This window comes from Nocardiopsis sp. NPDC006198 (genome assembly GCF_040613895.1).
Lineage (GTDB): Bacteria > Actinomycetota > Actinomycetes > Streptosporangiales > Streptosporangiaceae > Nocardiopsis > Nocardiopsis tropica.
Genome location: NZ_JBEXSY010000014.1, coordinates 1 through 21644 on the forward strand (window position 1 = coordinate 1; position 21644 = coordinate 21644).

The 21644-nt window shown below is 70.9% G+C and carries 18 protein-coding genes and 1 other RNA gene; 4 read left to right on the plus strand and 15 right to left on the minus strand.

Features of this window, described 5'->3' with window-relative positions:
* Positions 1-97 precede the first annotated feature (97 nt).
* Positions 98-613 carry an NAD(P)H-dependent oxidoreductase gene (locus ABZ234_RS12120; RefSeq protein ID WP_267948338.1) on the minus strand — a complete coding sequence of 172 codons (516 nt, stop codon included), beginning with the start codon at positions 611-613 and terminating at the stop codon, positions 98-100.
* A 619-nt stretch (positions 614-1232) separates the two neighbouring features.
* Between ABZ234_RS12120 and nagA the strand changes: the two genes are divergently transcribed.
* Entirely contained in the window at positions 1233-2381 is a 1149-nt protein-coding gene (gene nagA / locus ABZ234_RS12125) for an N-acetylglucosamine-6-phosphate deacetylase (RefSeq protein WP_352984408.1), read from the plus strand.
* A gap of 104 nt (positions 2382-2485) precedes the next feature.
* Positions 2486-2794 (plus strand): hypothetical protein, encoded by a 309-nt coding sequence (locus tag ABZ234_RS12130; protein ID WP_330158937.1) that lies wholly within the window; start codon positions 2486-2488, stop codon positions 2792-2794.
* A gap of 252 nt (positions 2795-3046) precedes the next feature.
* On the opposite strand, the gene ABZ234_RS12135 is transcribed toward ABZ234_RS12130, so the two are convergent.
* The 13 genes from ABZ234_RS12135 to ABZ234_RS12195 form a co-directional block, all read right to left on the minus strand.
* Positions 3047-3850: a class I SAM-dependent methyltransferase gene (locus ABZ234_RS12135; RefSeq protein WP_355012022.1), complete on the minus strand. Its 804-nt coding sequence runs from the start codon at positions 3848-3850 to the stop codon at positions 3047-3049.
* Positions 3851-3982: 132 nt separating this feature from the next.
* On the minus strand, positions 3983-4753 hold the full coding sequence (locus tag ABZ234_RS12140; protein ID WP_355012023.1) for a DUF2812 domain-containing protein: 771 nt from the start codon (positions 4751-4753) through the stop codon (positions 3983-3985).
* A complete protein-coding gene (locus ABZ234_RS12145; protein WP_267948333.1) occupies positions 4750-5082 on the minus strand; it encodes a PadR family transcriptional regulator in 333 nt (110 codons plus the stop codon). The genes ABZ234_RS12140 and ABZ234_RS12145 overlap by 4 nt, the downstream gene beginning before the upstream one ends.
* A 398-nt stretch (positions 5083-5480) precedes the next feature.
* Positions 5481-5852, minus strand: a transfer-messenger RNA (tmRNA) gene (gene ssrA / locus ABZ234_RS12150).
* A 417-nt stretch (positions 5853-6269) separates the two neighbouring features.
* Positions 6270-8213, minus strand: a complete 1944-nt coding sequence (locus ABZ234_RS12155) for a penicillin-binding transpeptidase domain-containing protein (protein WP_355012024.1) — start codon at positions 8211-8213, stop codon at positions 6270-6272.
* 23 nt (positions 8214-8236) lie between these two features.
* On the minus strand, positions 8237-8704 hold the full coding sequence (smpB, locus tag ABZ234_RS12160; RefSeq protein WP_267948331.1) for an SsrA-binding protein SmpB: 468 nt from the start codon (positions 8702-8704) through the stop codon (positions 8237-8239).
* A gap of 73 nt (positions 8705-8777) precedes the next feature.
* The gene (ftsX, locus tag ABZ234_RS12165) at positions 8778-9689 is read right to left on the minus strand and encodes a permease-like cell division protein FtsX (RefSeq protein WP_344182442.1); all 912 of its coding nucleotides are present in this window, start codon (positions 9687-9689) and stop codon (positions 8778-8780) included.
* Positions 9690-9747: 58 nt separating this feature from the next.
* Positions 9748-10437: a cell division ATP-binding protein FtsE gene (gene ftsE, locus ABZ234_RS12170; RefSeq protein WP_267948329.1), complete on the minus strand. Its 690-nt coding sequence runs from the start codon at positions 10435-10437 to the stop codon at positions 9748-9750.
* A gap of 413 nt (positions 10438-10850) precedes the next feature.
* Complete coding sequence (gene prfB, locus ABZ234_RS12175; protein ID WP_267948328.1) at positions 10851-11969, minus strand: peptide chain release factor 2; 1119 nt, start codon at positions 11967-11969, stop codon at positions 10851-10853.
* 103 nt (positions 11970-12072) lie between these two features.
* Positions 12073-16941 (minus strand): NAD-glutamate dehydrogenase, encoded by a 4869-nt coding sequence (locus ABZ234_RS12180; RefSeq protein ID WP_355012025.1) that lies wholly within the window; start codon positions 16939-16941, stop codon positions 12073-12075.
* Between the two features lie 348 nt (positions 16942-17289).
* Positions 17290-17985 carry a haloacid dehalogenase-like hydrolase gene (locus ABZ234_RS12185; protein WP_355012026.1) on the minus strand — a complete coding sequence of 232 codons (696 nt, stop codon included), beginning with the start codon at positions 17983-17985 and terminating at the stop codon, positions 17290-17292.
* Between the two features lie 384 nt (positions 17986-18369).
* Complete coding sequence (locus ABZ234_RS12190; RefSeq protein WP_355012027.1) at positions 18370-19470, minus strand: rRNA adenine N-6-methyltransferase family protein; 1101 nt, start codon at positions 19468-19470, stop codon at positions 18370-18372.
* Positions 19467-19607, minus strand: coding sequence for a hypothetical protein (locus tag ABZ234_RS12195; RefSeq protein WP_355012028.1), 141 nt, complete (start codon positions 19605-19607; stop codon positions 19467-19469). Before ABZ234_RS12195 ends, ABZ234_RS12190 begins: the two co-directional genes overlap by 4 nt.
* A 168-nt stretch (positions 19608-19775) precedes the next feature.
* Between ABZ234_RS12195 and ABZ234_RS12200 the strand changes: the two genes are divergently transcribed.
* On the plus strand, positions 19776-20567 hold the full coding sequence (locus ABZ234_RS12200) for a GntR family transcriptional regulator (protein ID WP_355012029.1): 792 nt from the start codon (positions 19776-19778) through the stop codon (positions 20565-20567).
* A gap of 2 nt (positions 20568-20569) precedes the next feature.
* Positions 20570-21091: a GNAT family N-acetyltransferase gene (locus ABZ234_RS12205; RefSeq protein WP_355012030.1), complete on the plus strand. Its 522-nt coding sequence runs from the start codon at positions 20570-20572 to the stop codon at positions 21089-21091.
* A gap of 45 nt (positions 21092-21136) precedes the next feature.
* On the opposite strand, the gene ABZ234_RS12210 is transcribed toward ABZ234_RS12205, so the two are convergent.
* Positions 21137-21589: a hypothetical protein gene (locus ABZ234_RS12210; RefSeq protein ID WP_355012031.1), complete on the minus strand. Its 453-nt coding sequence runs from the start codon at positions 21587-21589 to the stop codon at positions 21137-21139.
* Between the last annotated feature and the right edge of the window lie 55 nt (positions 21590-21644).

Genomic DNA, 21644 nt, shown 5'->3' on the forward strand with positions numbered 1-21644 from the left:
CGGAAAGGGTAGATTTCGAGTGCCCCCACGCAATGCCACCCCATCGCCGAATGGCCGCCTGGACACGGGCACGCCGCCGGCGGACGGCAGGTCCGGGTCAGGCGGCCACGGAGACGGCCTGGCGCAGACCCGGGGCGGCGACGTCCGCCCAGGCCCGCACGACGCTGTCGGGCCGGCCGGTCTCGTCGTCGGCCAGGATCAGGCCGGGCTCGGCCACCCAGGCGCCCAGGTCGGCGAGCAGGATCCGCAGGTCCTCCTCGATGCCGTGGCTGTTGCGCAGGTCGTCCACGACGGCCAGCGGAACCGCGACGGTGTGGCCCAGGCCCAGCTCGGGCAGGCGGTCGAGGAACACCTTCAGCAGGCCGGTGTAGGTGCCGTGCGCCTGCGGGGACGCGACGAGCAGGACGTCGCTCCGCCGCACCGTCTCCAGTGCGGCGTCCACGGCTTCGGAGGACTCGGCGAGCAGGTCGGGGCCCAGCTCCGCGAGGTCGATGACGTCGGGGACGGAGGCGACCCCCGCGCGGGAGGCCACCTCGGAGGCGGCGCGCAGGGCGGCGTCCCGGACGGCGGAACGGGAGCGGGGGGCGGCGACGAGCACGGTGAAGCGGGTCATGCGGAACTCCTGGGTTCGGTCAGAGCGAGCCGGGATCGACCGGAGGAAACGTCGGGGGGCGGCGATCGGGGTGCTGACACCGGAGAGGACGTCGTTCCTCTTACCGACACGGGGAGTGGACATCGTCGTCCGGGACTCGGTGCGTCGGGCCTGGCAGGGAGGCTCCGCGGGCCGGGGTACGACCCGGGCCCAGAACTGGGAGTGATGAGCGTCCGGTGTCTGCGGTAGGGCACGGTCACGGGAGTACACCCGTGGCGCGGGGCTGCGGCCCCGCAAGGCACTAGCTACGACAGAGCGCGCTCGCCTGCTGTCTCAGATCGACATGCAGGCGCTGGACAAGCAGCTCACCGGCGGACATGCCTCCATCATGAGGCGCGGCGGCCGCTATCGTCAATGCGTGCCGCCCCCCGCCTCGCGACGACAGGCCCCGACGACGTACGGTCCAGCCCTCGGACAGCCGTCCCAGGGTTCGGAACGCCCCAGTTCCGCAGGGGATACGTGGCGCAACGGCGGAAGGCACACCCCCTTCCACCCGGCGCCGACGCGGCGATGTAATTTGCGCCACACAACCTTCGCCCTCCCGTTCACCGGGCGCCGCAGACGCAGAGAGAGCTCGAACATGGCCCACACCCCCGTCACGCTCACCAACGCGCGCGTCGTGACCCCCGACGGAGTCCACGACGGCTGGCTGCGGGTCGAGAACGGCCGCGTGGCCGCGCTCGGCTCGGACGCCCCCTCCTCCGGAGCCTCTCCCGGCGAGGTCCGCGACCTCGCCGGCTCGTGGGTCGTCCCCGGCCTGGTCGACACCCACATCCACGGAGGGGCCGGACACGCCTTCCCCGAGGCCGATCCGGAGGGTGTCCGCGAGATCGTCGCCTTCAACCGCCGCCACGGGGTGACCTCCCTGGTGGGGGGCCTGGTGGCCGCCACCCCCGAGGACACGGTCCGCCAGGTGGCGGCGCTCGCCGAGCTCTGCGACGCCGGGGAGCTCGCGGGGATCTACCTGGAGGGGCCGTTCATCGCCCGCTCGAAGTGCGGGGCGCACGACCCGGAGCTGCTGCGCGACCCGGACACGGCCGAGTTCGACCGCTGGCTGAAGGCCGGCCGGGGGCACGTGCGCATGGTCACGGTGGCCCCCGAACTCCCGGGCGCCCTGGACCTGATCGGCGCGGCGGTGTCCTCGGGGGTGGTGGCCGCCGTGGGGCACACCGACGCCGGCTACGAGCAGACCCTGGCGGCCTTCGACGCCGGGGCGACGGTGGCCACCCACGTGTACAACGCGATGAGGCCGCTCAACCACAGGGACCCGGGACCGATCGCGGCCGCGCTGAACGACGGCCGGGTGACCCTCGAACTGATCATGGACAACGTGCACGTCCACCCCGGCGCGGCGGCCCTGGTGTTCGCGGCCGCGGGCGCGGACCGGGTGTCCCTGGTGACGGACGCGATGTCGGCGACCGGGCTGGGCGACGGCGAGTACACGCTGGGCGACCTGCGGGTGCGCGTGAGCGGCGGAGAGGCGCGGCTGGTGGAGAACGGGGCGATCGCCTCCAGCACCATCGTGCTGCCCCGGGCCGTGCGCAACGCGGTCGAGGGGCTGGGGGTCGGCGTGCCCGAGGCGGTGCGGTCCGCGTCGTCGGTCCCCGCGGCGGCGCTGGGCCTGGCCGGCGCGGGGCGGATCGAGGTCGGGGGCCACGCCGACCTCGTCGTCATGTCGGAGGGGCTCACCGTGTCCGACGTGATGTACCGGGGGGCCTGGACGGCATGACGGCGTGTCGCCATCCGGGTGCGTAACGGTATTATAACCTTGGGTCACAATGGCGGCAGGGCATCGAGGAGAGCACCCGCGCTCGACACGAAAGGATCTGCGCCATGGCCCAGTCGAGACAGACCGAGGACGAGCAGCCGACCCAGGAGGCCTCCGAGGAACACGGGCACCTCGGCAAACTCGCCGGCGAACTGTCCCGTTACTCCGTCCGGGCGGACGTGGTCGACGGCCGCTCGCCCTACCTTCGGGTGAGCAATCCGGCGTCCACCTGCGCGGTCGAGGACGTGATCTGTGAACGCAGGGAATTCGACTACGCGTTCCTCGCCTCGTTCGGGGTCCACCTCGGCAGCAGCGGGAGCCTCGGGGTCACGGCCCACAAGGTCGCCTGGCTGGTGGGGGCCACCGAGGCGTGAGGACCGCGCGTCCGCGCCGACGGGGGCGGCGCCGCTCGGCGCCGCCCCCGTCCGTGCCCGGGACCGGGCCGCCGGGAGGCGCCGCGGCGACGCGTCCGCGCCGCACGTGGGTACGCACCGGGACCGGCCGCCCCATCGGAACGGGGCATGGCATCCCCTGCGTCCTTTACGACGTAGATTCAGCAGGAGCGGACGGCTCGGGACGGCGGACAGCGGCCGCCGGGCCCCGGCGGCGCGGACAGGACCCCTGCCTCAGCCTGCCTCGGACCGGGGCCCACGGGCGGTGACGCGGATCTTGGACTGGCCGTGCGGCCGTTCCTCCCAGTCCTCCATGAAGCGCGCGTCGAGCCCGTGCTTCTCCGCCAGGGCGATCAGCGTGTCGGTGCGGTAGTAGAAGTCCTCGCGCAGCACCTGGTGCTCCTCGCCCTCGGTCCGGTCGAACGTGAAGTCGAAGAACCCGCCCGGCGCCAGGATCCTCTCCACGTTCGCCAGGGCCTCGTCGATCACCTCGATCGGCGAGTGGGAGAACACGCTGTGCGCGTGCACCACGTCGAAGCGGCCCTCGGGCAGGAACGAGAACGTCAGGTCCCGCGTGATCGCCAGGTGCGGCAGCTTGGACTGGAGCCCCCGCTCCACGAGGACCCCCTTGGCGGCGATGAGGATGTCCGGGGAGATGTCGATCCCGTAGTAGCCCCCCTCGTCCAGGTAGTCGATCAGCCGCCACCCCGCCCGCAGGTTGCCACAGCCGATGTCCAGCATCCGGTGCCCGGGTTCGAGGCCGTGCTCGACCAGGTAGTCGAACTGCATCCGCCCCAGGGCCAGCCAGCGTTCCTCGTTCCGGCTGCCCACCGCGGCCCTGGGGTCCCTGGCCGCGTCGGAGGCCATCACCGCCCGGTAGTAGTCCACGTGGTCGCGGTGGGTCATCCGCAGTCTCCAGTCCCGGACGGACCGGCGCACGTGGGGCACCACCCTCCCGGGGTTGCGCAACGCGTAGCGCACCTTGTGCGCCAGGGACGAACGGTTCGCGTTGAGGGACTCGGCTGTCTTGTTCGGCATCGGCAGAACTCTCGTGTCGAAGGCGCTCCGCCTGCCCGACGGGGCGCGGGCCAGGGGACCACGAGGCTACTTCTTCCGACCCGGCGGCGGAAGGGAGGCCGGGGCGCCGCGGGCACGCGCCCGGGAGCACCCTCAGCCTCCGGAGCGCTCCCGCCGGACCGCCGCCAGGCGGACGGCGCCCCAGAGCAGGAGGAGGACGGCGATCGCCCCCACCACGGCCCCGGTGGCGAACCCGGCCAGGTCCGCGGCGCCCTCCGCGTCGGCGACGCCGGACACCAGGTTCAGCACCGACCACCCGCCCGCGACGAGGGCGACCGTGAGGGAGGCTCCGATGACGAGCACCCCCTTGCGGCCGAAGAAGTAGCGGCGTCCGCCGGGCGCCGGCGGGGAGTCCAACTCCGCGCCGGGCCCCGCGGTGACCGCACCGGGACGCTTGAAGTAGGAGAGGACGGACCAGCGCCCGCACGGCTCCCAGCCCCCGGGCGCCAGCCGCTCCCCGAGGATTTCACGGTCCGCGCGCCCGGAGCCGACCTCCTGGCGGTACTCCCACGTCTGGGGCCGTTCCGCGGACCTCCGGCTGACGAAGCGGCCGAACCTGTCCACCCGCTCCACCTCCCATCCCTGGGCACCCATCTCGTTGAGCCGGGCGGGCGCCTCGAAGGCGTCTGCGGTCCACACGAGGGCCTCGTCCTCCGGGTCGGCCCCGGTACCGCCGGGGTCCACCTCGCCGGAGGCGCGGGTCAGCGCCGAGGCGAACTCCTCCACCGGGCCGAACTCCTCCTCGGGGTCCGCACCGCTCTCCGCCGCGTGGGCGGAGAGGTCGTCCAGCAGCGCCCGGGACCGCTCACCGTCCACGCCGTGCTCCCGCAGCCGTGCGGCGAGGGCTCCGAAGTAGTCGCTCATGCAGTCTCTCCGTCCACGAGTACCGAGCGCACCGAGGCGTCGAACTCCATCCAGGCCGCGCCCTGCTCCCGCAGGAAGGCGCGTCCACCGTCGGTCAGTGTGTAGTAGCGGCGGCCGGGCCCCTTCGGCGCGGCGCGATACTCCGCGACGACCAGCCCGGCCTCTTCCAACCGGTTGAGCACCGGGTAGAGCGTGCCTCCGCGGATCCTGCCGAACCCGCTCCCGTCCAAGCGCTTGGAGATCTCGTAGCCGTAGCTCTCCCCCTCGGTCAGGGTGGCCAGGACCAGGAGGTCCAGCACCCCCTTGAGCCAGCTCGCGCGGCGGTCCATGCGTGCGTCCTCCTTCGTCGGGAACCGCACGCACCGGTCACCCGGAACCTGCGGCCCCTCGCCTCCGCCACCAGCAGTGGCTCGACTTCACTACCTAGACAGTATCGCCACCTAGTCAGGATAGCAATCTAGGTGGCATCGCCGCACGGATACGGGTCCGGGCACACGAAGGGCCCCGGCCCGCCGACTGCGGCGGACCGGGGCCCGGAACGACGGACGGCCCCGCGAGCGCGATCACGCGCGGGCGGGGCCGTGCCGTCATGGAACAGGGGTGACGCGAACCGGCCGCGAACCGCGAGGCGAAGCCTCGCGCCGGGTCCGGGAAGGCGTCCACGGACACAACGACGGGACGGCCCCGCGCGGCGGCACGAGCCGTCGCACGGGACCGTCCCGTCATCGAGTGGAGGTGGCGGGAATCGAACCCGCGTCCTTCAGCACCGAGCCAGGGCTTCTCCGGGTGCAGTCTGCGCTGTCGTTCTACTCGGCCCCAGCGCTTGCACAGACACATCGCTGACAGGCCCAGCCACGAAAATGTCCCGCTCAGGCCCCGTGGCCTGATCTGAGCGGTAAGTCACCTTGTTGATGCCGAGTCCTGGGCCGATGACATGCTCAGGTCGACAGAGACGCTATCGCTTAGGCAGCGAGAGCGAACTCAGTGCGCTTAGAATTGGCACTTGTGTTTATGCGAATGCAGGATTAACGAGGTCACAAACGCAACCCTCGACCCGCTTCCCCTGGAACGACTACCGAAGTCGAAACCGATCACCCCCTGTGAAATTGTCAAAGCCTCCCGTCAGACGGTCGGCCGACACGCGAGCGTCGAACGCCCGTGCGTCCGTCACTCTACCCTTACAACGGCACGGGGGCCAAGCTGATTCCCGTCCGGGGCCCCGAATCCTCCCGGACGCGGAGAACCCCCGTGAGCGCGGACGCGAGAAGTGGTCGACGCGGCTCACGGGGGGCGGTCGGCAGGGTCCGGCCGACCTCGTGGGAACCGGCAGGATCTCCCCCGAGATGAGGTCCTGCCCCACGTACTGGTCCGCTACCCCCGTGGCGGTCCCAGTCACAGGGGAAGACGCGAGCGGTCCCCCCGGGAGTTGCCCGGGGGGACCGTTCTTTGCCGCTCCTTGGCCCGCGCGGACCCGCCGGCCGGCCGCGACAGGGCGGGGCCTGCGCCCCGCCGACCGCTACCAGCCGACCTGCTCCTCGCCGCCGGTGAGCTCGGCCCCGTCCAGCGGGACCGTCCCCTCCGCGGGAACGCCGGAGGCCAGGGTGTTGAGGAAGACGTTCGTGGCGTCCACCGCGTACTGCGACCACGCGGTCATGCTCGGGTCCACCTCGGCCAGGACCGCGAAGGCGATCCCGTCCTTGTAGCCCACGAACCAGTGCAGCGCGGTGCCGTCCTGCTCGGTGCGGGCGGCCTGCCCGTACACCTCTCCCCCGCCGGCGAGCAGTTCGGGCATCCGGTTGACGACGGCGTCGCGCATCCCCGTGCGCACCACCTCGAGGTGGGCCTCGTCCAGGGCCTCGGCCCCGGCCGGGGACGGGCCCTCCTGCCGGACCAGGGTGGGGGCGTGCCAGGTGCCGTCGGCGACGGCGCCCGCCGCGAGCGCCATGCTCAGCGGGCTCACCCGGACGCCGTGCTCGCCGATCATGGCGGAGGCGACGTCCTCGTCGGCGCCGCCGATGGAGACGGCACCGGAGGACGCGGGGACGGGCAGCTGCCACTCGGCGCCGATGCCCAGCTTCTGCGACGTCTCCGCCAGGGCGTCGGCCCCCACCTCGGAGCCGAGTTCCACGAACCCGACGTTGCAGATGAAGGCCAGGTTGCGGGCCAGGTCCGGTTCCCCGGACAGGAACCCGCTGCTGGGGTTGACGTAGGTCCGTCCGCCGACCTCGGCCGAGAAACCGCACGGCACGACGCCGTCGGGCGTGGTGGCGCCGGACTCCAGCGCCGCCAGGGCCGACACCATCGTGAAGGCTCCCCCTGGCTCGTAGGAGCCCGTGAGGGCCGCGTCGTCGGTGGTGTTGCCGGAGGCGTTGGCGGCTGCCAGGACCTCGCCGCTGGCGGCGTCCACGGCCACCAGGTAGCCGTTGTCGGGCAGGGTCTCCAGGGCCGTCTCCGCGGCGCGCTGCACGCCCGAGTCCAGGGTCGTGTCGATGACCCCGCTGAGCTCCCCCGCCCACGAGTCGAGGACGTCGGTGACCTCTCCGCCGTCGTCCAGGGAGACGACCTGGGTGGTGCCGGAGCCCGCCAGCTCGTGCTGGAAGATGTTCTGGAGGCCGCTCAGCCCGATCGTGTCGCCCGCCTGGTAGGGGCCCGGCACACGGGCGGACACCCGGTGCTCGGACGTGCCGGCGACCTCGCCCAGCAGGAACGGCGCCATCGACGGCGTCAGGTTGATCTCGACCTCCTGCGTGTCGACGCCGGAGATCCTCCCGGCCTCGCTCAGCAGGTTCTCGTCGACGCTGGAGCCGCGCATGAGCACGAGCGGCTGGAACTGCTCGGGCGGGGCGGAGCGCACGCGGTTGAGGAGCGGGTCGGGGTCCTCCTCCAGGAGTTCGGCGAGCTGGGTGACCCCGGCCTCCTTGTCCTCCATCTCGGCGGGGAACACGCCGAACGCGGTCACGCTGTCCGCGGAGACCAGCGGCTCGCCCTCGCGGTCGAGGATCTGCCCGCGCTCCTGGCTCTCGTAGCTGACCGCCAGCCGCTCGTTCTCGCTGAGGTCGGGGTGCAGGACGCTCGACGACCAGCTGATCTTCCAGCCGTCCGCGCCCCACACCAGGGGCATGCGGCCGGTGTAGTTCCATGTCGGGTCGCCGATGCCGAGGTCCGCGTGCACCTCGAACTCGGCGTCGGCCGCGTCGCCCTCACGGGTGATGGGGCCCAGGCCGAAGCGCAGGGACGCCAGGTCGAGCTGTTCGCGCATGTCCGTGAGCGCGCCCGCGACCTCTTCGGGGTCGCCGTCGGTGTACGCCGCGGCCCCCTCGTGGTCCCCGTCCTGCCAGGCGAGCAGGAAGGACCTGACCGCCACCTCCGGACTGGGGTTCGGTGTGCAGGCGGCCAGGGTGGCGGCGAGGATCAGTGCGCTGCCGACGGCCGTGAACCGGCCAAGGGGACGGGGGGACACCGTGTGTGTTCCTTTCGGGCGCCTCATCGGTTGCGGCGGCGGAGCGCGCGTTCCATGTCCCGCTTCGCCTCGCGCTCGGCGATGTCGTGGCGCTTGTCGTACTCACGCTTACCGCGGGCCAGAGCGATCTCGACCTTGGCCCGGCCGTCGCTGAAGTACAGGGAAAGCGGTACCAGCGTGTGACCGGGCTCCCGGGTCTTCCCGATGAGCCGGGAGATCTGCTCGCGGTGCAGGAGTAGCTTACGCGATCGCCGGGCCGCGTGGTTGGTCCAGGTTCCCTGCGAGTACTCCGGGATGTGCACGTTCTCCAGCCACACCTCGCCGTCGTTGATGTGGGCGAAGCCGTCGACGAGGGAGGCCCGGCCCTGCCGGAGCGACTTGACCTCGGTGCCTGTGAGGACCAGACCCGCCTCGTAGGTCTCGTCGATGTGGTAGTCGTGCCGGGCTCGCTTGTTCTGCGCGATGAGCTTGTGCCCGGTTTCCCGTGCCACAGGTCTGTCCCTTCATACGTCCGGGGGGCACGAGGCCCCCCGGTTGTGGTCTTTCCGCCCCCCGGCGGCCGCGTCAGACCTTCAGGTAGCGGCGCAGGGTGAGGAACGAGGTCACGGCGCACAGCAGCACACCGAGGATCATCGACACGCCGATGACGTACATCAGCGCGCCCGTGCCGAGGGCGACGTCGAACTGGAACCACTCCTCGATCCGGGTGAGCAGCGTGAACCGGGTGGCCACGATGAACCCGGAGGCGATCAGACCGCCGGCGAAACCGGCGATCGCGCCCTCGAGGAGGAACGGCAGCTGGATGTAGAAGTTGGACGCGCCGACCAGCCGCATGATGCCGGTCTCCCGGCGGCGGCTGTAGGCGGAGAGCCTGATCGTGTTGCCGATCAGCAGCGCGGCCGCGGCCAGCTGCACGAGGGCGACGACCAGGGCGGCCCACTTGAGGACGTCCAGCAGACCGAAGAACTGCTCCAGCAGGCCCCTGTCGTTGGAGACGCTGTCGACGCCGGGCGACCCCTGGACCGCCGCGCGCACCGTGTCGTAGTGCGACGGGTCGGTGAGCTGCACCCGGTAGTTGTCCGGGATGTCGCCCTCCTGGGCGGCGCCGGCCAGGGCCTCGTTGGAGGCGCCGAGCCGGTCCTGGAAGTCCTGCCAGGCCTGGGCCGGGGTCAGGTACTCGTAGCCGTCGACCTCGTTCATGCCGTCCAGCTTGGCGGCCAGCTCGGCGCGGTCCTCCTCCGTCGCCGCGCCGTTCTCCTCGCAGATGCTGGTCGGCGAGATGTCGGTGCACATGTAGACGGTCAGCGTGATCCGCTCGTCCCAGTAGGTGCGCATCTCGGAGACCTGCTGGTTGACCAGCAGACCGGCACCGAACAGGCTGAGGGAGATGGCCACCGTCGTGATGACGGCGATGGTCATCGTCAGGTTTCGACGCAGGCCGATCCACGTCTCGGAGAGAACGAATTGTGCTCGCATGATCTGTTAAAGGTCCATCCTTCGGGGCTTTGCCGCGCCGGTCCTCGCAGCAAGGAGGTCAGTACGCCTGGCCGTAGACGCCGCGCGTCTGGTCGCGCACTACCAGGCCCTCTTCAAGCTCGATCACGCGCTTGCGCATCGAGTCGACGATGGCGGCGTCGTGTGTCGCCATGACGACGGTGGTGCCCGTGCGGTTGATTCGGTCCAGCACCTTCATGATGCCGATGGAGGTCGCGGGGTCGATGTTTCCGGTGGGCTCGTCGGCCAGCAGGATCTGCGGGCGGTTGACGAAGGCGCGGGCGATGGCCACGCGCTGCTGCTCACCACCGGAGAGCTCGTTGGGCATGCGCCCGGCCTTGCCCTCCAGGCCGACGAGTTCGACGACCTCGGGCACGACCTTGCGGATGAAGCGCCGCGGCTTGCCGATGACCTCCAGGGCGAAGGCGACGTTCTCGAAGACGTTCTTGTTCGGCAGGAGTCGGAAGTCCTGGAAGACGCATCCGATGCGTCGGCGCAGGTGCGGGACCTTCCAGTTGGAAAGCCGCGCGAGGTCCTTGCCGGCGACGTGGACGCGTCCCTTGTCGGGCTTCTCCTCCTTGAGCACCAAGCGGAGAAAGGTCGACTTTCCGGAGCCGGACGGGCCCACCAGGAAGACGAACTCGCCCTTGTCCACGTCGATGGAAACACCGTCGAGCGCGGGACGCTTCTGGGTCGGGTACTGCTTGGTGACGTTCTCGAAGTGGATCACAGGCGCATCACAAGGCTCTCGAAGGTATGGGCGACCTGGCGGAGGATACTCCGCTCGGGTCGTACCGGCCACATGGCCAACCGACAGTGTAGAGGGGGGAGCGGCCCGGATTGTCCAGGTCGCGTCTCGCCCGCAACGTCAGTGCACTCTCGGACAGCAGCCACGAGCATATCGGAGGTGTCAACCGATGATAACGTTCACATATAGCAACTTCGGTAAAACTGCGGAGTCGTACTCATCACCATTGGGCTACGGTGCCCCCACCGGCCCCGCCCGGACACCCGCGGTACAGGTTCCGGGACCGGGCGTGTCCCCGCCGCGGGGCGCGGCCCCGGGGCCTCCCCGGGCGCGGACCGCGGGTGACGCGGTTCGGCCCGGCGGACGCGGGCCCGGAACGGCCCGCGGACCCCGGCCTAGCCGTCCTGGCGCTCGCGGCTGCGCATCCAGCGGATCTCCGCGTCGATGAAGTCGTCGATCTCACCGTCGAGGACCGCCGACGTGTTGCCGGTCTCCATGCCGGTGCGCACGTCCTTGACGCTCTGGTAGGGCTGGAGCACGTAGTTGCGCATCTGGGTCCCCCAGCTGCTCACCGAGTCGCCGCGGATCTCGTCCAGCGCCGCCTGCTCCTCCTCGCGCTTGCGTGCGAGGAGCTTGGACTGGAGCATCGACATGGCGGTCGCCTTGTTCTGCAGCTGCGAGCGCTCGTTCTGGCAGGACACCACGATCCCGGTCGGCAGGTGGGTGATACGCACCGCCGAGTCGGTGGTGTTGACGCCCTGGCCGCCCGGACCGCTGGAGCGGTACACGTCGATGCGCAGCTCGGTCTTCTCGTCGATGTCGATGTGGTCGCTCTTCTCGACCATCGGCACGACGTCGACGCCCGCGAAGGAGGTCTGGCGCCGGTTCTGGTTGTCGAACGGCGAGATGCGCACCAGGCGGTGCGTGCCGTGCTCGCCGCGCAGGGTGCCGTAGGCGAAGGCCGACTTGACCGCGAAGGACGTGGACTTGATGCCCGCCTCCTCGGCGTAGGAGGTCTCGTAGACCTCCGTCGGGTAGCCGTGCCGCTCCGCCCAGCGCAGGTACATGCGCTGGAGCATCTGCGCCCAGTCGGCGGCGTCCACGCCGCCGGCCTGGGAGTTGATGGTGACGATGGCCTCGCTCTCGTCGTGCGGGCCGTTGAGCAGGGTCCGCACCTCCAGCTCGCCGATCTCCTTGCGCAGCTGCTCGAGCTCGCGGTCGGCCTCGTCCTTGGTGTCCGCGTCGTCCTCGATCTCGGCCAGCTCGAAGAGGACGCCGAGGTCGTCGAGCCGCTGGCTGATGCCGTTGACCTTGTTGACCGTGGACTCCAGGACGGAGAGGCGGCGCGTCACCTTCTGCGCGTTGTCCTGGTCGGCCCACAGCTCGGGGTCCGCGGACTGCTCGCGCAGCTCGGCGATCTGGGTGCCCATCGCCTCCAGGTCCAACACTGCGGAGACGCTCGCCAGGGTCGCCGCGAGTTCTTTGATCTTCTCTGCTGGGTCCATGTCTGCCACGGTCCCCAGTGTAGGTCCCCGGGACGCGGCAGGGCCCCGCGCGGCGTCGCGCGGGACCCTCGGGCACTCCGGGACCGGGGCTCCCGCCCCGGGCCGGGTCCGGCTAGTCGACCAGGGAGCGGAAGGACCGCAGGGCCACCGACAGCGTGGCCAGGTCGAACCGCTCGTGCTCCTGGATCTCCGACAGGGTGATGCCTGCGCGCTCCACCGTCTCGCTGTTCTGCGCCAGCCAGGCGGCGATCAGCTCGTCGGCGTCCTCCGACGGCCCGCTCTCCAGGACCCGGCCGGTGAGGTCGGCGTGCGCGGCGTACAGGTCGTCGCGCAGCGCCGAACGCGCCATCGTGGCCCACCTGTCGTCGCGCGGCAGGTCGATGATGCGCTCGCGCCACCAGCTGATGTTGAGCCGGTCGGCCAGGGCGAAGTACAGCTCCGCGACCTTGGCGACCGGTCGGCCGGTGCGGCGCGCGGTCTCCACCAGGTCCAGGGTGGAGTACGCGGGCACCATGGCGGCGACCCTCTCGGCGAGGCCGGAGGACACCCCCATCGCCATGTAGCGGTCGCGGCGCTCGGTGAACGCCTCGCGGTCGCGTCCGCGGAGCATCTCGACCAGGCGCGGCAGCACCTCCCCGACGCCGTCCGCGAAGAAGCCGATCTCGCTGCGGATGTCGAAGGGGAAGGTGCGGTTGCGCAGCAGCCACCGGGCGGAGCGCTCGGCCAGCTTGCGCGTCTCCAGCAGGAGGGACAGCTGGCTGTCCACCGAGATCTCGTGGTCCAGCTCCTCGACCACGCCCCAGAACCTGCGGAGCTGGAGCACCTCCTGGACCACCAGGAACGCGCGGGCGATGTCCGCGGCGCCGGATCCCAGCTCCTCGTTGAGGCGGAACGCGAACGTCACCCCGGAGCGGTTGACGAGCTGGTTGACGACCTGGTTGACGATGATCTCCCGCCTCAGCGGGTGGAAGGCCACGCCCCGGGCGAAGCGCTCCGACCGCAGGGGCGTGGGGAAGTAACCGGTCAGGGTGTCGGCCAGGTACGGGTCCTCGGCCAGGTCGGACGCGGCGATCTGGTCCTTGAGGCTGATCTTGGTGTACGACAGCAGCGTCGCGAACTCCGGCCCGGTCAGGCCCTTGCCCGCGGCGCGCCGCTCCGCGAGGGTCTTGTCCGACGGCAGGTCCTCCTGCTTGCGCTTGAGGACCTTGGTGCGCTCCAGGTGCCGCATGTACCTGCCGTGCACGTGCAGCATCTGCCGGTCCTGCTTGCGCGCGGCTCCCAGGACCGTGTTCTGGGCGTAGTTGTTGTCCAGGACCAGGTCGGCGACCTCGTCCGTCATGTCGATGAACAGCTGGTCCCGGTCGCCCTTGCCGAGGCTGCCCGCCCGCACCTCGCGGTCGAGCATGATCTTGATGTTGACCTCGTGGTCGGAGGTGTCCACACCGGCGGAGTTGTCGATGAAGTCGGTGTTGACCCGGCCGCCCTCCCGGGCGAACTCGATGCGGGCGGGCTGGGTCAGGCCCAGGTTGCCGCCCTCGCCGACCACCTTGACGCGCAGTTCCGTGGCGTCGACGCGGACCTGGTCGTTGGCCTTGTCGCCGGCGTCGGCGTGCGTCTGGGTGCTGGCCTTGACGTAGGTGCCGATGCCGCCGTTCCAGAGCAGGTCGACCGGCGAGGTGAGGATGTGCCGGATCAGCTCGTCCGGGGTGAGCGAGTCGACGTCCTCGTCGATGCCCAGGACCTCGCGCACCTGCGGGGTGACCGGCACGGACTTGGCCGTGCGCGGGTGCACTCCGCCGCCCGCGGAGAGCAGGGCGGGGTCGTAGTCCTCCCAGGTGCTCCGCGGCAGGTCGAACAGCCGCTTGCGCTCCGCCCAGGAGGTGTGCGGGTCGGGGTCCGGGTCGAGGAAGACGTGGCGGTGGTCGAACGCGGCCACCAGCTTGGTCTGCTTGCTGAGGAGCATGCCGTTGCCGAACACGTCGCCGGACATGTCGCCGACGCCGACGGCGGTGAACGGCTCCTCCTGCACGTTGACGCCCATCTCGCGGAAGTGGTACTTGACCGACTCCCAGGCGCCGCGCGCGGTGATGCCCATGGCCTTGTGGTCGTAGCCGACCGAGCCGCCCGAGGCGAAGGCGTCGCCGAGCCAGAACCCGCGCTCGGTGGAGATGGCGTTCGCCGTGTCGGAGAAGGTCGCGGTGCCCTTGTCGGCGGCCACGACCAGGTAGGAGTCGTCCCCGTCGTGCAGGACGGTGCGCTCGGGGTGCACCACCCGGCCGTCGACGAGGTTGTCGGTGACGTCGAGCAGGCCGCTGATGAAGTCCTTGTAGCAGGAGACGACCTCGGCCGTGACCTGTTCGCGGGTGCCGTTCTCGGGCAGGCGCTTGCAGACGAACCCGCCCTTGGCCCCGCTGGGGACGATCACGGAGTTCTTCACCATCTGGGCCTTGACCAGGCCGAGGACCTCGGTGCGGAAGTCCTCGAAGCGGTCGGACCAGCGCAGTCCGCCACGCGCGACCGAGCCGAAGCGCAGGTGCACGCCCTCCACCCGGGGGGAGTACACGAACATCTCGAACCGCGGCCGCGGGTGGGGCAGCTCCGGGATCGCCTGCGGGTTGAGCTTGAGCACCAGGTAGGGGCGCCCCTGGTAGTGGTTGGTGCGCAGGGTGGCGCGGATGACCGCCAGGAAGGAGCGCAGGATGCGGTCGTGGTCCAGGCTGGCCACGGCCTCCAGCTCGCCCTCGACCTTGCGGATGATCGCGTCGGCGCGCTCGTCGCGGCCCGCGTCGGACTGGTCGGGGTCGAAGCGGGCCTCGAACAGCTCGACCAGCAGGTTGGCGATCCCGACGTTGGCGACGAGGACGTCGGCCAGGTAGTCCGGGGTGAACGTGGACCCGGTCTGGCGCAGGTACTTGGCGTAGGCGCGCAGGACGGTGAGCTGGCGCCAGTCCAGCCCCGCCCGCACGACCAGGGCGTTGAACCGGTCGGACTCGCCGAGGTCGCGCCAGGAGGCGTCGAAGGCCTCCTCGAACAGCGCCTTGAGGCGGTCGGGCCGGAGGTCGGACTCGGGGATGGGGCCGAGGCCGAAGTCGTAGACCCACACCTTGCCGACGCCCTGCACGGAGATGTCGGAGGGCCACTCGTCCACGACCTCGACACCGAGGTCCTCCAGGACGGGCAGGACGCGGGACAGCGAGATGGGCTCGCCGATCCGGTAGAGCCGGAACCGCCAGGCGCGGGGACCGTCCTCCTCCCTCCGGTAGAGGCTGGCGGAGAACGCGCCGTGCCGCTCGTCGGGGTCGGTGCGCCCGATCAGCTCCTCCAGCACGCCGATGTCTCCGGCGGCCGTGGCGGGGCTGTTGTCGACCTTGTAGGCCTCGGTGATGCCGCTGCCGTAGCGCTCCTTGTACGCGGTGGCCCGGACGGGGCCGAAGGCCTCCGTGAGGGCGTCGTCGAAGTCGGCGTCCCAGGAGCGGGCGGCGTTGCGGACCTTCTCCTCGAGGGAGACCTGGTCGATGTCGGCGAGGGTCCGGCCGTGCTCCGCGCGGGCCACCAGGTACAGGCGGGCGAGCGGCGCTGCGCCGATCAGCACGTTGTGGTCCATCGTGGCGCCCTGGAAGGCGTCGGCGAGGACCTTCTGGATGTCGAGGCGCACCCGGGTGCTGTACTGGTCGCGCGGCATGTACACGAAGCAGGACATGTAGCGGCCGCCGTACGGGTCGCGGCGCATGAACAGCTTGGTCCCGCGGCGGTCGCGCAGGCGCAGGACGCCGCGGACGATGTTGTACAGCTCGTTCACGGGGATCTGGAGGAGTTCCTCCCGGGGGAAGGTCTCCAGGAGCTCGATGAGGTCGGAGCCGTCGTAGCTGTCGGCCTCGAACCCGGCCAGGGCCAGCACCTCGGCCTGCTTGCGCCGCAGGATCGGGATCTGGGCGATGCTGGTGGTGTTGGCCTGGGAGGTGAACAGCCCCAGGAACCGGCGCTCGCCGACGATGTTGCCCTGGGCGTCGAACTTCTTGACCCCGATGTAGTCCAGGTACTTGGGGCGGTGGACGGTGGCCCGCGAGTTGGCCTTGGTGAGGACCAGGATGTAGGGCTCGCGGGCCTTGCCCCGGATCTCGGGGGGCAGGGCGGCGAAGCTGGTGGAGGCGGGCGAGTCCATGCGCAGGACGCCGAGGCCGGATCCGGGCTCGGGGCGCAGGGAGTCGTCGCCGTTCTCGTCGGTGACCAGGGCGTACTCGCGGTAGCCCATGAAGGTGAAGTGGCGGCTGGCCGTCCAGCGCAGGAAGTCGACGCTCTCGCCGATCTCGCGCGGATCGACCCCTCCGGCCGCGAGGCGGTCGGGGTACGCGGCGAGCTCGTCGGCGATCCGGATGGCCCGGTTGCTCATCTTGGCGGCGTCCTCGTCCACGTAGCGGACGTCGTTGAGGACGCTCTCCACGCGGTCGGTGATCTCCTTGACCCGCTCGGGGTCGGACTGCAGGTCGATCTCGATGTGCATCCAGGACTCGTCGGTGGGGAGCAGGCCCTCCCCTCCGAGCTCCGGGTCCACCCTCACCAGGCGGCCGGCGAGGTCGCGGCCGACGGTCATCTGCGGGTGGATGATCAGCCGTGCGCCCGCGCCGAGCTCGTTGAGCGCCATGGTCACGGACGAGACGAGGAAGGGCGCGTTGTCGGTCACGACCTCGACGACGCTGGTCTGCTGCTCCCAGCCGTCGCGGTCCGCGGCGGGGGTGTACACGCGGACCTTGGCCCGCCCCGGGGTGCGCTCGGTACCGAAGGCGCGGTGGGCGCCGGCGGGACCGCAGATCTGCTCCGGGGTTCGCCCGGCGATCTCCTCGGGGTCCGTGTGGCGGTAGTAGAGGGGCAGGAAGCGCCGCACCGCGTCGGCCTCCTCGGGACTGAGTCGCGTCCCCGGGGACCACTTGGCGGCCGCCTCGCTGAGCAGCTTCTGGAGGATGACGTCGGATTGCCCGGTCATGTGGCTATCTCACTCCTTTGTGAGCAACGTCGCACGCGCACTGGGAGAACACCCGGTCATATGACCTGTGAACTTCTGTGCATAGGTGTGATTCGACGTGAGGACCTTGGGCCGCAAGGAACCCCACGACCATGGTGTTGGGTTGAGCCTGTGCGCACAGGCGGCGGAGTAGCGAGGCGCGGGACCTCGTTGTTCCGGCCTCGTCCGCTGACCAGGCTACTGCTTTTCGGACGCGAGGGCATGACCAACACCGTTACACGGTGGTTACGTACTGTTAGAACTGGATTGCGGTCGTCGTCGGCGGTACGCACGGGGGCCGTCCTGCCCCTCACGGGAACGAACATGCCGTCACCCGGCGGTCGCCTGGTGGACCGCCGCCATCACGGCCCGCGGGTCGGTCAGGTCGGGCAGCACGATGCGGGCCCCGGCGTCGCGCAGCTGCCCCTCGGTGGTCGACCCGTTGAGGACCGCCACCGGGGTGGCCCCGCCGATCACCGCGGCGCGGACGTCGGGGGCCGAGTCGGTGACGAACACCGTCTCCGCCTCCGTGTACGCCCGGCCCCCCTCGCCCGCGGCGTGCAGCCTGATGGACTGGATGAGGCTGGACTTGGGGTAGTTGACCGACCCGTACCCGCCGATGGCCAGGTTCAGGTGGGTGTCCAGGCCGAACGCGACCAGCTTGGCCGTGGCGTTCACCCGGGTGCTGCCGCTGACGACGGTCTGGACCGTGTCGGGCAGGGAGGCGACGGCGGCCAGGGAGGCCGCCGCGCCGGGCATGACCCGGCCCCGGGAGAGGAGTTCGTCGGCGCGGTTGCCGAAGGACTCCTCCAGCGAGGCGAGGAACTCGCCCAGGACCGCCGTGTCGGGTTCGACGTCGACGTAGTTGCGGGCGCAGAACTCGAAGAACATCTCCGAGTCGGTCCGGCCCGCCGACGAGGTCAGGTAGACCAGCGGCTCGCCGGTGACCTTCTCGAAGGCCTCGGCGTAGGCCGCCCTCATCACCTGGCCCGCGTCGAGGAGGGTGAGGTCGATGTTCCATAGCACCAGGCGGCTGATGGCTGACTCCTCGGCGTTCGGGGATGGAGGGACGGGCCCATTTTGCCGTATGGGCGTTTCCCGGCGAAAACCACGCCCGCTCCCGGCCAGGGTGCCAGAGCGGGACCTCCGTCCGAAACCCCGCCGTGCCGCCGGTCTCAGGCGGGCGAAGCCCGTCCACAGAGGAGTTTGCACCGCCACCCCTTGGCGGTTGAAGGTGGGCGGTGCTGGAGGGCGCGACCGCTCGGCCTCAACCACCGGGGCGACCGAAGGCCTCAGCCCCCACGGCTCCGGAACAGCGGGACCCCCAATACCCCGCGATCCGGTGGAGGAGTTGGCGAAGGCCTACGCCGCACTGGAGGACGCGGGGTGGCCCGGGCTGGACGAGGGTGCCTACACCGGGTGGTCCCAGACCCCGAACGCCGTCCGTACCCGGGCGGCGCCCTCCACGAGGCCGACCTCCAACGAGAACCTGTCCACGGCCGGCGGCCCCTCCCTCTCCAGGAGGGCGTGGGCCTCGCGCAGCTGGTCCGCGAGCGGCGTCGGGCCACCCCCGTGGACCGATCCGTCCGGCCACAGGTACGCCCAGGAGTCGTCCGGCGTGCCCATGTAGATGATCCGTCCCTGCCCGCCGCTGAAGGGGCGGCCTCCGACACCGATGCGTACCCCCGGAAGCATGAGCATGATCCGAGTAAGCAGGTCGTCCTCGACCAGGCCGTCCGAGGTGAACGGCACGACGGAAGTCGACTCCGGGTCGCGCCCCATACCCGGGAAACCGCCGGGCGGCACTCGCTGGGTGCGGTCCCGCATGAAGAACGCCTCGCACACGAACGTGCCTGCGGCGCTCCCGGGTCCGGTCCGGCGAAGGGAGGCGACCGGGCTGGAGTGGGATCCGGAGAAGGGTCCCCACGGGACCACGATCGCCGCCTCCGGCTCCGCCTGCCTGATCCACGCGGACGGAATCCGGGTGACGGCGCACGTGGCGATGATCGCGTCGTAGACGGCTCCATCGGGGGGCTCGACGCCGTGCACCACCTCCACTCGGTCGGCCTCCAGGCGCCTGCGCGCGGCTTCGGCGACCCGGGCGTCGATCTCCAGCGAGGTCACCGAACCCGTGGGACCGACGAGCGAGGAGAGGATGGCCGCGTTCCAACCGGTTCCGGTGCCGATCTCCAGCACGCGCATCCCTGGTTCGATCCCCGCGGCTCCGATCATGTCCGCCATCAGCTGCGGGGCCGACGAGGAGGAGGTGGGGGTGTTGACCGCTCCGCTTCCCCCGTCATTGGCCTGGGTGACCACGGCGTCGCTGTCGTAGACGTAGGAGGCCCAACGTTCCGGAGCGGCCGACCGGATGAGCGGCAACCCCTGGATTTCGGGCCACACCAGGTCCGGGATGAAGCGGTGCCTGGGGTGATCGGCGAATGCCGCGCGGATCGCGTCGCCCGCGTCGAGCCGGTCGACGAGTTCGGCGTGCAGCCGCACGAAATCCGTCACTTGCGCACCTTCCCGGTACCGCTGCACTGCTGACAGGTGTGGACCTCCTTGTCCTGCCCCCACCCTTTCTTCTGCCCGTCGGATGTGACGACAAAGCTTCCGGTACCACCGCAAGCCGCGCAGTCGGACTCGGCCATACGCACTCTCCTCAGCACAGGGGGAACAGGACGACAGGCGTCCGGTCCCGGGGAAGTCTTCCGAGAACCGATACTCCGTCACGGATCGGGGACTCTGTGTCACAGTGGAGCACAACTGGCTTGAGCCAGTCAAGATCTGGCTCAAGCCAGTTGTGTAAGGTGGCTGCCATGAATGAGGAGGACACCGGGCGGCGCCTGCCCAGCCGCCGTGTCGCCGACGGCCTTCGGTCGGCGATCGCCGCAGGAGAACTGGCCGAGGGCGAGAAGCTTCCGTCGGAGCGCGCACTGGCCGACAGGTTCGGTATCGCCCGCAACACCGTCAGGGAGGCCGTCCGACTCCTCTCCGAGGAGGGACTGGTGGACGTCCGGCACGGACGCGGCGTCTTCGTCCGGAGGAGAAGGCGCCTGCTGAGGTTCGGCGGCGCCCGGTACTCGCGAACGACGAGGCAGGAGACCGGTCTCTCCCCCTACCGTGCGGAGCTGGCCGAACAGGGCCTCACACCCCGGGTGGAGTGCACGTCCATCGAACGGGTCGCACCACCGGCCGACGTCGCCGAGAGGCTCGGGGCGACCACGGACGCGCCCTCCGTGGTCCGCCGGGAGAACTGGTACTTCGCCTCCGACGGCACGGAGGAGTACCCCGTACAGGTCGGAGTCACGTACATCCCCTGGGAGGTGGCCGACGGAAGCGTCCTCGCGACGTCGGCGGACCTGGGCCGAGAGAGCCTGTACGGACGCTTCGAGGAACGCGGTCACCGCATCTCCCGGAGCCGCGAGGAGGTCTCGGCGCGGATGCCCACGCCACAGGAGGCTTCCGGCCTCCGCATACCCGCCGGGGTCCCTGTTCTGGAGGTCCTGCACACCGGGATCGATCACAACGGTCTGCCCTTCGAGGTCACGCGGTTCACCATGCGCGCCGACCTCGGAGGACTGGACTACGACATGCCGATCGAGGACTGAGGATGACGAGCGACGACGTGACGGTACGGGTGCGCGAGGAGGCCGACCTCGCGGTGGCGGCAGCTGCCCTGGTCGAGGTGCACGCCAGGGACGGCTATCCGGTCGAGGGCGTGGCCGATCCCCGGGCCTGGCTGACGCACCCAGGACTCCTGCGCTCCTGGGTTGCCGAACTCGACCGTGAGGTCGTCGGGCACGTCGGCGTCGGACGCGCCGACGGTGGGGACGCCGTACTGAAAGGGGCCGAGGCCCTCGGCGGATCCGGGGAGCGGATCGCCGTGCTGGCTCGGCTGTTCGTCCTGCCCAAGGCGCGGCGGCGCGCAGTCGGGGAACGTCTGACCGTGGCGGCAACGGAGTTCGCCCGGACCTCGGGGCTTCGCCTGGTCCTCGACGTCATGGCCAAGGACCGGGCCGCGATCCGCCTCTACGAACGCCTCGGCTGGGAGCGCACCGGGGAGGTCCGGCACGCGGTGGAGGGCGCGGAGGCCGTTCCGGCCTACTGCTACCTCGCGCCTTCGGGAGGATGACGCGCCCAGGAGGGCGGGACGGACCCGCCCTGCCGGGTGCTCCCGTCACTCCCCGGACACGAGGTGGCGGAGCTCCTGGACGGCGAACCACATGAGCTCGTGGTCGTCGGCGGCTCCGGACCCGGGCTCCGCCGCGGCGGCGGCGACGTCGGCGGACGCGGCGGGGTCGTCGACGTGCGCCGAGGCCAGCTTCTTGTAAGGGACGGCGGCGGTGACCCGCACGCGGACCACCCCGTCGGCCGCGCCGCCCTCCCGCTCGACCACGGCGTCGGGCATGTTCGCGGCCAGCACCACCCGGCGGCGGGGCGCGGCGGGGTCGGCGGCCAGCAGGGCCAGGGACTCCTCCGCGGCGGCGTACATGGCCTCGTACTCGGCCTCCTCGGTGTCGCCCTCCGGGCCGGGGTCGGCCGCGAACGCCGTCAGGGGGGCGCCCTCCAGGCGGCCCTCCTCCAGGAGCGCGGCGAGGGCGGGGACGGTGCTGGGCAGGAAGACGTACATGGGCGCGGCTGCTCTCCTGGATGTGGGCGGGACCCCTCGAGTCTGCCAAGGAACC